The organism is Pseudonocardia nigra (genome assembly GCF_019396355.1).
Taxonomy (GTDB): Bacteria; Actinomycetota; Actinomycetes; order Mycobacteriales; family Pseudonocardiaceae; genus Pseudonocardia; species Pseudonocardia nigra.
This window is the reverse complement of sequence record NZ_JAHKRK010000076.1, coordinates 19,715-29,570: the sequence shown is the minus strand read 5'-3', so window position 1 is coordinate 29,570 and position 9,856 is coordinate 19,715. Positions and strand designations below refer to the sequence as shown.

8 protein-coding genes are annotated in these 9,856 nt (G+C 71.5%); 6 read left to right on the top strand and 2 right to left on the bottom strand.

Annotated elements, in window-relative coordinates; translation table 11 throughout:
• Positions 1–63: 63 nt before the first annotated feature.
• Positions 64–1,905, bottom strand: a complete 1,842-nt coding sequence (gene ilvD, locus KME75_RS19720; protein WP_219416332.1) for a dihydroxy-acid dehydratase — start codon at positions 1,903–1,905, stop codon at positions 64–66.
• Positions 1,905–2,297, bottom strand: a complete 393-nt coding sequence (locus tag KME75_RS19715) for a PH domain-containing protein (RefSeq protein ID WP_219416331.1) — start codon at positions 2,295–2,297, stop codon at positions 1,905–1,907. The genes ilvD and KME75_RS19715 overlap by 1 nt, the downstream gene beginning before the upstream one ends.
• 70 nt (positions 2,298–2,367) lie before the next feature.
• Here KME75_RS19715 and KME75_RS19710 point away from each other — a divergent pair, with 70 nt between their 5' ends.
• The 6 genes from KME75_RS19710 (at position 2,368) to serA (ending at position 9,708) form a co-directional block, all read left to right on the top strand.
• Complete coding sequence (locus KME75_RS19710; protein WP_308282909.1) at positions 2,368–2,982, top strand: TetR/AcrR family transcriptional regulator; 615 nt, start codon at positions 2,368–2,370, stop codon at positions 2,980–2,982.
• Positions 2,979–3,740 carry a maleylpyruvate isomerase family mycothiol-dependent enzyme gene (locus KME75_RS19705; protein ID WP_219416329.1) on the top strand — a complete coding sequence of 254 codons (762 nt, stop codon included), beginning with the start codon at positions 2,979–2,981 and terminating at the stop codon, positions 3,738–3,740. The genes KME75_RS19710 and KME75_RS19705 overlap by 4 nt, the downstream gene beginning before the upstream one ends.
• Positions 3,741–4,157: 417 nt before the next feature.
• Positions 4,158–5,978, top strand: coding sequence for an acetolactate synthase large subunit (locus KME75_RS19700; RefSeq protein ID WP_443690182.1), 1,821 nt, complete (start codon positions 4,158–4,160; stop codon positions 5,976–5,978).
• A complete protein-coding gene (gene ilvN / locus KME75_RS19695) occupies positions 5,979–6,488 on the top strand; it encodes an acetolactate synthase small subunit (protein ID WP_219416327.1) in 510 nt (169 codons plus the stop codon). It begins immediately after the preceding gene.
• A 43-nt stretch (positions 6,489–6,531) separates the two neighbouring features.
• Entirely contained in the window at positions 6,532–7,536 is a 1,005-nt protein-coding gene (gene ilvC, locus KME75_RS19690) for a ketol-acid reductoisomerase (protein ID WP_219416326.1), read from the top strand.
• A gap of 567 nt (positions 7,537–8,103) precedes the next feature.
• Complete coding sequence (gene serA, locus KME75_RS19685) at positions 8,104–9,708, top strand: phosphoglycerate dehydrogenase (protein ID WP_219416325.1); 1,605 nt, start codon at positions 8,104–8,106, stop codon at positions 9,706–9,708.
• Positions 9,709–9,856 lie beyond the last annotated feature (148 nt).

Genomic DNA, 9,856 nt, shown 5'->3' with positions numbered 1-9,856 from the left:
CAGGAAAGCCACGTTCCTGTCGCTGAATGACGGGAACGTGGCTTTCCTGACACTGCGGAGAGGCTACGGGACGCGGCGGACCGCTCCCGTGTGGGCGCTCGTGGCCAGCGCGGCGTAAGCGCGCAGCGCCTTGCTCACGGCGCGGTCGCGGTCCTTCGGCTGCCACGGCCGCTCGGAGGCGTCCATCTTGGCGCGACGCTCGGCCAGCACCTCCTCGGGCACCTGCACCTCGAGCGTGCGGCTGCGGACGTCGATCAGCACCTGGTCGCCGTCCTCGATCAGCCCGATCACACCGCCCGCCGCGGCCTCGGGCGAGATGTGCCCGATGGAGATGCCGCTCGACCCGCCGGAGAACCGGCCGTCGGTGATGAGCGCGCACTTCGCGCCGAGGCCCGCGCCCTTGAGGAACGCGGTGGGGTGCAGCATCTCCTGCATCCCCGGCCCGCCGGCGGGGCCCTCGTAGCGCACCACGAGGACGTCGCCGGGCTGGATCTGCTTGCTGAGGATGACCGACACGGCCTCCTCCTGGCTCTCCACGACGCGGGCGGGGCCGGAGAAGCGCCAGATGTCCTCCGGGATGCCGGCGGTCTTGATCACGGCGCCGTCGGGGGCGATGTTGCCGCGGAGCACGGCGAGCCCGCCGTCGGCGGTGTAGGCGTGCTCGATGTCGCGGATGCAGCCCGCGGCCGCGTCGGTGTCGAGCGACGACCAGCGGTTCTCCGTGGAGAACGCCTCGGTGGTGCGTACGCCGCCGGGCGCCGCGTGGTAGAGCTCCACCGCCTTCTCCGAGGGCGACTCGGCGCGGACGTCCCACTCCGAGAGCCACTTCTCAAGCGACGGCGAGTACACCGTGTGGACGCCGGTGTGCAGCAGCCCGGCCCGCCACAGCTCGCCCAGGATGGCGGGGATGCCGCCGGCGCGCTGCACGTCCTCCATGTGGTAGTCGGAGTTCGGCGACACCTTGGCCAGGCAGGGCACCCGGCGGGACACGGCGTCGATCGCCGCCAGGTCGAAGTCGATCTCGCCCTCCTGCGCGGCGGCGAGGATGTGCAGCACCGTGTTGGTGGAGCCGCCCATCGCGACGTCGAGGGCCATGGCGTTCTCGAAGGCCTCGCGGGTGGCGATGTTGCGGGGCAGCACGGACGCGTCGTCCTCGCCGTACCAGCGCTTCGCCAGCTCCATGACGGTGCGGCCGGCCTCCAGGAACAGCTCCCGGCGCGCGGCGTGCGTGGCCAGCGTGGAGCCGTTGCCGGGCAGTGCGAGCCCGAGCGCCTCGGTGAGGCAGTTCATCGAGTTGGCGGTGAACATCCCGGAGCACGAGCCACAGGTGGGGCACGCGGAGCGCTCCACCTCGGACAGCCCGGCCTCGTCCACGGCCGACGACGCCGACGCCGAGATCGCGGTGATGAGGTCGGTGGGGGCCTGCGCGACACCGCCCACGACGACGGCCTTGCCCGCCTCCATCGGCCCACCGGAGACGAACACGGTGGGGATGTTGAGCCGCATCGCGGCGTTGAGCATGCCGGGTGTGATCTTGTCGCAGTTGGAGATGCAGACGAGCGCATCGGCCGCGTGCCCGTTGACCATGTACTCGACGGCGTCGGCGATCACCTCGCGGCTGGGGAGCGAGTAGAGCATCCCGCCGTGGCCCATCGCGATGCCGTCGTCGACGGCGATCGTGTGGAACTCGCGCGGCACGCCGCCCGCCTCCCGGATCGCCGACGCCACGAGGTCGCCGAGGTCCTTGAGGTGCACGTGGCCGGGCACGAACTGGGTGTAGGAGTTGGCGATCGCGACGATCGGCTTGCCGAAGTCGTCGTCGCCCATGCCGGTGGCGCGCCAGAGCGAACGCGCTCCGGCGGCGTTGCGGCCGTGGGTGGTCACGCGGGAACGGAGGGCCGGCATCAGTCGTCTCCAGCCGGGTCGGGCAGCCTGCCGCCACTGGCGGCGGCGAGCTGGGGCAGGTCGCGGACGTGGACGGCCGGGAGCGGTAGCTCGGTGCCGTCGGTCAGCATCGCGCTGACCCGGCGTTCACCCAGCCGCAGCGAGCTGATCTGCGTCCACGGTACGCGCCGTCCGCCGACGATCCGCCGCACGGTCACCCCGTCCCCGTCCACCACGGTGCGCACGCGCAGGGTCCACCAGATGATCGCGATCGGCACGAGGTAGATCAGCCACAGGTACGGCGCCCCGAACGCGAACGGGGTGGCGCACAACGCCACGAACAGCGCGAAGAGCACGACCAGCGGGGGCACGCGGAAGACGACGCCCGGGTGCGGACGGTCGGCGGAGCTCACGCGTCCATGGTCGCACCCGCCGTCACGGGCCCGTTGACACCGCTCGTGCTCCACGTCACACTTCCTAATTGTGTTAGGAGAAGCTACGGCGAGTTGGCAAACCAAACGCCGTGAGGAGACGCGGCGCCACATCCTGGCGGCGGCGTGGGACGTGGCCCGCGCGCAGGGGCTCGCCGCGCTGACGCTCCGGGAGGTGGCGGAGCGGGTGGGCATGCGCGCGCCGTCGCTGTACTCGCACTTCGACTCGAAGCACGCGATCTACGACGCGATGTTCGGGCAGGCGTGGAGCGAGTACGAGGAGCTCCTCACCGGGCTGGAGCCGACGATGCCCGCCGAACCGCGCGCCGCGCTGACGCTGATGGCCCGCACGTTCTTCGACTTCTCCGTGGCCGACCTCGCCCGCCACCAGCTGATGAACCTGCGCACGATCCCGGACTTCGCCCCGAGCGCGGAGAGCTACGCCCCCGCGGTGCGGGTCCTCGACGGGCTGCATGTCCGCCTCGCGGCGATCGGCATCACGGCGCAGGAGGACGTGGACCTCTACGTCGCGCTGGTCAGCGGCCTGATCGACCAGCAGTGGGCGAACGACCCGGGCGGCACCCGCTGGGCCCGCCTCATCGACCGCGCGATCGACATGTACGCCGATGCGCTCCACCTGCCACGGGGCCCGAAGGAGGACCGATGACCACGACCGACACCCGCCGCCCGGCGGCGTCCCGCCGCTGCGCACTCGACCGCGGGTCGGCGATGCGGCTCGCCGAGACGGAGTACTCGCGCTACCTCGACCTGCTGCGCGCGCTCGAGCCCGGCGAGTGGGACCTGCCCACCGACTGCCCGGCGTGGACCGTGCGGGAGATGGCGGCGCACAACCTCGGCATGGCCGAGATGGCGGCCTCGGTGCGGGAGAACCTCCGGCAGAACCGCGAGGCCGGGCGGCGTGGTGGCGTGTTCATCGACGCGCTCACCGGGCTGCAGGTCGAGGAACGGCGCGACATGTCCCCGGCCGAGATCGTCGCCAGGTACGCGGAGGCGGGCCCGCGCGCCGCCCGCGGCCGTCGTCGCAGCCCCTTCCTCCTGCGCAGGCTCCCGATGCCGGTGGCGCAGCACGTCGGCGGGGTGCAGGAGCGGTGGACGTTCGGATACCTCGTCGACACGATCCTCACCCGCGACCCCTGGATGCACCGCGTCGACACGGCCCGCGCCACCGGGCGCGGCCTGGTGCTCACCGCTGACCACGACGGCGTGCTCGTCGCCGATGTCGTCGCCGAGTGGGCGAGCAGGCACGGCAAGTCCTGCACGCTCACCCTGGCGGGCCCGGCGGGCGGGCACTGGACCTTCGGCTCCGGTGGACCGGTGGTGGAGCTGGATGCGGTGGAGTTCTGCCGCACGCTCGCCCGTCGCGCCCCGGGTCACGGGCTGCTCGACGTCGAGGTCCCCTTCTAGCGGGGGTCACCGATTGCAGCAAAGCCACCTTCATGCCATCACGTTGCGTGAAAGTGGCTTTGCTGCAACTCCGGCGGCCGTCCCACGATCTGGTATCGACGTCCCAGGGAGTTGACGCCCGGGCGGGCCGGGCGCTAGCGTCCCCGTCATGTCCGCCGTCCGGGTGCTCGTACTTCGCAGGCGCGTCCACGCCTGAGTGAAGTCCTCGGACGTCGACGCGCCACCCTCGTTCCGCCCTACGCGGCGGTCGGGGGTTTTTTTCTGTCCGGACCCCAACTCCCGCGGAGCGAGGAGCAGATGACCACCGCGAACCCCCGTCCCGGCCCGCCGGGACCGAAGCCGGCCCCGCCGCCGGGACGCCAGGGCGTCCAGGCGCAGCCGGGCTCGGCGCAGACCCCCGGCCCGCGTTTCGACCGAGTGCCGATGACCGGTGCCCAGTCGCTCGTGCGCGCGCTCGAGGAGGTCGGGTGCGAGGTCGTGTTCGGCATCCCCGGCGGCGCCATCCTCCCGGCGTACGACCCGCTGCTGGACTCCACGCGGGTCCGGCACGTCCTGGTGCGGCACGAGCAGGGCGCCGGTCACGCGGCCACCGGCTACGCGCAGGCCACGGGCAAGGTCGGCGTCTGCATGGCGACGTCGGGGCCGGGCGCCACGAACCTGATCACGCCGATCGCCGACGCCCACATGGACTCGGTCCCGATCGTCGCGATCACCGGGCAGGTGGCCGGGCCGCTGATCGGCACGGACGCGTTCCAGGAGGCCGACATCACCGGCATCACCATGCCGGTGACCAAGCACAACATGCTCGTGACCGACGCGACGGAGATCCCGCGCGCGATCGCGGAGGCCTTCCACCTGGCGAGCACCGGCCGACCCGGCCCGGTCCTGGTGGACATCGCGAAGGACGCCCTGCAGGCGCAGACCACGTTCACCTGGCCGCCGGAGCTGAAGCTGCCCGGCTACCGGCCCACCACGCGGCCCCACGGCAAGCAGATCCGTGAGGCGGCCAAGCTCATCTGCTCGGCGAAGCAGCCGGTGCTCTACGTCGGCGGCGGGGTGCTCAAGGCCGACGCGTCGACGGAGCTGCTGGAGCTGGCGGAGCTCACGGGCATCCCCGTGGTCACCACGCTGATGGCGCGCGGCGCGTTCCCGGACAGCCACCCGCAGCACGTCGGGATGCCGGGGATGCACGGCACGGTCGCGGCCGTTGCCGCCATGCAGAAGTCGGACCTGCTCGTCACCCTCGGTGCGCGGTTCGACGACCGTGTCACCGGCCAGCTGGCGAGCTTCGCGCCGAACGCGGCCATCGTGCACGCCGACATCGACCCGGCCGAGATCTCCAAGAACCGCCGCGCGGACGTCCCGATCGTCGGGGACTGCAAGGAGGTCATCACCGAGCTGATCGACGCGGTCCGCGCCGAGCGCCAGTCGGGCACCGCCGATCTCGGGCCGTGGTGGACCCAGCTCGACGAGCTGCGCGACACCTACCCGCTGGGCTACGACTGGCCGGCCGACGGCTCGCTCTCGCCTGAGTACGTCATCGAGCGGATCGGGCAGATCGCCGGCCCGGAGGCGATCTACGCCGCGGGTGTGGGGCAGCACCAGATGTGGGCGGCGCAGTTCGTCAGGTACGAGAAGCCGCGGACGTGGCTGAACTCGGGCGGGCTGGGAACGATGGGCTATGCCGTGCCCGCCGCGATGGGCGCCAAGATGGCCTGTCCGGACACCGTCGTGTGGGCGATCGACGGCGACGGCTGCTTCCAGATGACCAACCAGGAGCTCGCCACCTGCGCGATCGAGAACATCCCGATCAAGGTTGCGATCATCAACAACGGCAACCTGGGCATGGTCCGGCAGTGGCAGAACCTCTTCTACTCCGAGCGCTACTCGAACACCGAGCTCGGCACGCACAAGCACCGCATCCCCGACTTCACGCTGCTCGCCGAGGCGATGGGCTGCGTGGGGTTGCGGGCGGAGTCGAAGGACGACGTCGACCGGGTCATCAAGCAGGCCATGGAGATCAACGACCAGCCCGTCGTGATCGACTTCGTGGTCGGGGCCGACGCGCAGGTGTGGCCGATGGTCGCCGCGGGCACCGGCAACGACGAGATCATGGCCGCGCGCAACATCCGCCCGCTGTTCGACGGCGACGAGCTGGCCCCGGGCGTCGACGAGATCGCGGCCGCGACGGCACAGGTCCAGGCCCAGGGGGCCCCGGCCAAGGGAACGGAGTCCTAGATGCAGCGGCACACGCTCTCGGTGCTCGTCGAGGACAAGCCCGGTGTCCTCGCCCGCGTCTCGGGGCTGTTCTCCCGGCGCGGGTTCAACATCGAGTCGCTCGCCGTCGGGCCCACCGAGCACCCGGACGTCTCGCGCATGACGATCGTCGTGACCGTCGAGGACTTCCCGCTCGAACAGGTCACCAAGCAGCTCAACAAGCTCGTCCACGTCATCAAGATCGTGGAGCTGGAGCCGGCCGCGTCGGTCCAGCGCGAGCTGCTGCTGGTCAAGGTGCGCGCCGACCCCGGCGTGCGCAGCCAGGTCCTCGAGATCGTGCAGCTCTTCCGCGCCAAGGCGGTGGACGTCACGCCCGAGGCCCTGACCATCGAGGCCACCGGCACCGCCGAGAAGCTCGGCGCGCTGCTGAAGAACCTCGAGCCGTTCGGCATCCGCGAGATGGTGCAGTCGGGGATGGTGGCCGTCGGCCGCGGTCCCCGGTCGATCACCGCCGCCGCCGTCCGACAATGAACCCCGCGAGTACCCACCCCTCGGAAGGAATGCGCCACCCGTCATGAGCGTGAACATCTATTACGACGCCGACGCCGACCTGTCGATCATCCAGGGCCGCAAGGTCGCGGTGATCGGCTACGGCAGCCAGGGCCACGCCCACGCGCTGTCGCTCCGCGACTCCGGCGTCGACGTCCGCATCGGCCTGCCCGAGGGCTCCAAGAGCCGGGCGAAGGCCCAGGACGAGGGGCTGCGGGTGGTGACTCCGGCCGAGGCGTCCGCCGAGGCCGACCTGATCATGATCCTGGCGCCCGACACCAAGCAGCGCCACATCTACGCCCAGGACATCGCGCCCAACCTCAAGCCGGGCGACGCGCTGTTCTTCGGCCACGGCTTCAACATCCGCTACGAGCTGATCAAGCCCCCGGGCGACGTCGACGTGGCGATGGTGGCTCCGAAGGGCCCCGGGCACCTCGTGCGCCGGCAGTTCATCGACGGCAAGGGCGTGCCCGCGCTCATCGCCGTCGAGCAGAACCCCACCGGCACCGCCAAGGAGCTCGCCCTCTCCTACGCCGCGGCCATCGGCGGCGCCCGCGCGGGCGTCATCGAGACCACGTTCAAGGAGGAGACCGAGACCGACCTGTTCGGCGAGCAGGCCGTGCTCTGCGGAGGTGCCGCGGCGCTGGTGCAGACCGGCTTCGAGGTGCTCACCGAGGCGGGCTACGCCCCCGAGGTGGCCTACTTCGAGTGCCTCCACGAGCTCAAGCTGATCGTCGACCTCATGTACGAGGGCGGCATCGCCAACGAGCGCTTCTCCATCTCCGACACCGCCGAGTACGGCGACCTCACCCGTGGCCCGCGCGTGATCACGCCCGCGGTCAAGGAGGAGATGAAGAAGATCCTCGCGGAGATCCAGGACGGGCGCTTCGCGCAGGAGTGGGTGACCGAGGACGACAACGGCCGCCCGAACTTCACCAAGCTGCAGCAGGAGGGCCAGGAGCACCCGATCGAGCAGGTCGGCGAGAAGCTCCGCGGCTTGATGAGCTGGGTGGGCACGAAGGCGAGCTGAGCCCCGCCCCGTCGCGCGAACGGCACTTTCGCCCAAACCTATGGGGCGAAAGTGCCGTTCGCGCGTCACGGGGTGGCGTCAGCCGCCCAGAATCTCGGCGAGCGTCGCGCGCAGGAGCGGGAGTTTCGCAACGGCCGACATCGCTGGAGCCGGGATCGAATCCGCTGCCCGTCGCCGAGCCGAAGAGATCGAGGCGCACGACTTCCAGCCGCTCGCAGAGCGTGGTGATCTGCGGGAGCGCTGCTTCGACGGATTGATGCACGGGCACCTCCCTCCGCAATCTTGCCGCAGGAGGCAAGCATGCGCGCTGCGGCACGTCGGCGCACACCGTCCTCAGGTCGGCGAGAAGCTCGCGGCCTGATGAGCTGGGTGGGCACGAAGGCGAGCTGAACGCCACCTCGTCGCGCGAACGGCACTTTCGCCCAAAGCTGTGGGGCGAAAGTGCCGTTCGCGCGATTTGCGCGCCCACCGCCTGTCGCCCCGCCCACGCCGCCGGCACCGTCTGCGAGCTGCGCATCTACGATCGGTGCTGTCCGAGCCGTCCGATCCGGGAGCCCTGCAACCGCCGTGAGCACCGCCGCCACCCGCCCAGTCGTCCTCCTCGCCGAGAAGCTCGCGCCGTCCGCGGTGTCCATGCTCGGTGACGACGTCGAGATCCGCCACGTGGACGGCACCGACCGCCCCGCCCTCCTGGCGGCCATTGCCGACGCCGACGCGCTGCTCGTCCGCTCGGCCACCAAGGTCGACGCCGAGGCACTCGCCGCGTCCACCCGCCTGAAGGTCGTCGCACGGGCCGGCGTCGGCCTGGACAACGTCGACGTCCCCGCCGCCACCGCGCGCGGGGTGATGGTCGTGAACGCGCCGACGTCCAACATCGTCTCGGCGGCCGAGCACGCCGTCGCGCTGCTGCTGGCCACCGCCCGGCACATCCCGGCCGCCGACGCGAGCCTGCGGCAGGGGCAGTGGAAGCGCAGCTCCTACACGGGCGTCGAGCTGGGCGGCAAGGTCGTCGGCGTCGTCGGCCTGGGCAAGATCGGGCAGCTGGTGGCGCAGCGGCTCGCCGCGTTCGACGTCGAGCTGATCGCCTACGACCCCTACGTCGCGCCGGCCCGTGCCGCGCAGCTCGGCATCGAGCTCGTCTCGCTCGAGGACCTGCTGCGCCGCGCCGACGCGATCTCGATCCACCTGCCGAAGACCCCGGAGACGCTCGGGCTGATCGGCAAGGACCAGCTCGCCCTCACCAAGAAGGGCGTCCTCATCGTCAACGCCGCCCGCGGCGGCCTGGTCGACGAGGACGCGCTCGCCGAGGCCGTGCGCAGCGGTCACGTCGGTGGCGCGGGCATCGACGTCTACGTCACCGAGCCCACCACCTCCAGCCCGCTGTTCGAGCTGCCGCAGGTGGTCGTCACGCCGCACCTCGGGGCCTCCACGGACGAGGCGCAGGACCGCGCCGGCACGGACGTGGCCCGCTCGGTGCAGCTGGCGCTGGCCGGCGAGTTCGTGCCGGACGCGGTGAACGTGCAGGTCACCGGCGTCGTCGGCGAGGAGGTTCGCCCCTGGCTGCCGCTGGTGCAGAAGCTGGGCACGGTGCTCTACGCCGTCGCCGGGCGCGTGCCCACCTCGGTCACGGTCGACGTGGCCGGTGAGCTCGCCGCCGAGGACGTCTCCGTGCTGCAGCTGGCCGCCCTGCGCGGCGTGTTCACCAACGTCGTCGAGGACCAGGTCACGTTCGTCAACGTGCCGAGCCTCGCCGCCGAGCGCGGCGTCGGCGTCGAGCTGACCACCGCCCCGGAGAGCGAGAACCACCGCAGCGTCGTGCAGCTGCGCGCCGCGATGCCGGACGGCGAGGCGGTCACCGTGTCCGGCACGCTCACCGGGCGCGCGCAGGTGGAGAAGCTGGTGGAGGTCAACGGCCGCCACTTCGACCTGCGCGCCGAGGGCGAGGTGCTGCTCCTGGAGTACGCCGACCGCCCGGGCGTGATGGGCCGCGTCGGCTCGCTGCTCGGTGAGGCAGCGGTGAACATCGAGGCCGCCCAGATCAGCCAGACCACCGACGGCACCGACGCGATCATGCTCCTGCGCGTGGACCGGCCGGTCGACCCGGGCGTGCTCGAGCCGATCGGCGCGTCGGTGGGGGCGAAGACCACCCGCCTGATCTCGTTCGACGACTGACGGAGTCTCGTCAGGGCCCTTCGGGCCACAGCAAGGTGGCCATGCTGTCACTGGACGGCAGTATGGCCACCTTGCTGCCACGTGTGTGCCGTGGCGCCGGCCGTTCTCACGTCGAGTAGCTGCCCCCGCCACGCGCGTGTCGCCCCAC

What these genes read in the sequence shown, in the direction of transcription:
- ilvD (WP_219416332.1), bottom strand. Translation starts at nt 1,905, where the DNA reads ATGCCGGCCCTCCGTTCCCGCGTGACCACCCACGGCCGCAACGCCGCC.
- KME75_RS19705 (WP_219416329.1), top strand. Translation starts at nt 2,979, where the DNA reads ATGACCACGACCGACACCCGCCGCCCGGCGGCGTCCCGCCGCTGCGCA.
- ilvN (WP_219416327.1), top strand. Translation starts at nt 5,979, where the DNA reads ATGCAGCGGCACACGCTCTCGGTGCTCGTCGAGGACAAGCCCGGTGTC.
- ilvC (WP_219416326.1), top strand. Translation starts at nt 6,532, where the DNA reads ATGAGCGTGAACATCTATTACGACGCCGACGCCGACCTGTCGATCATC.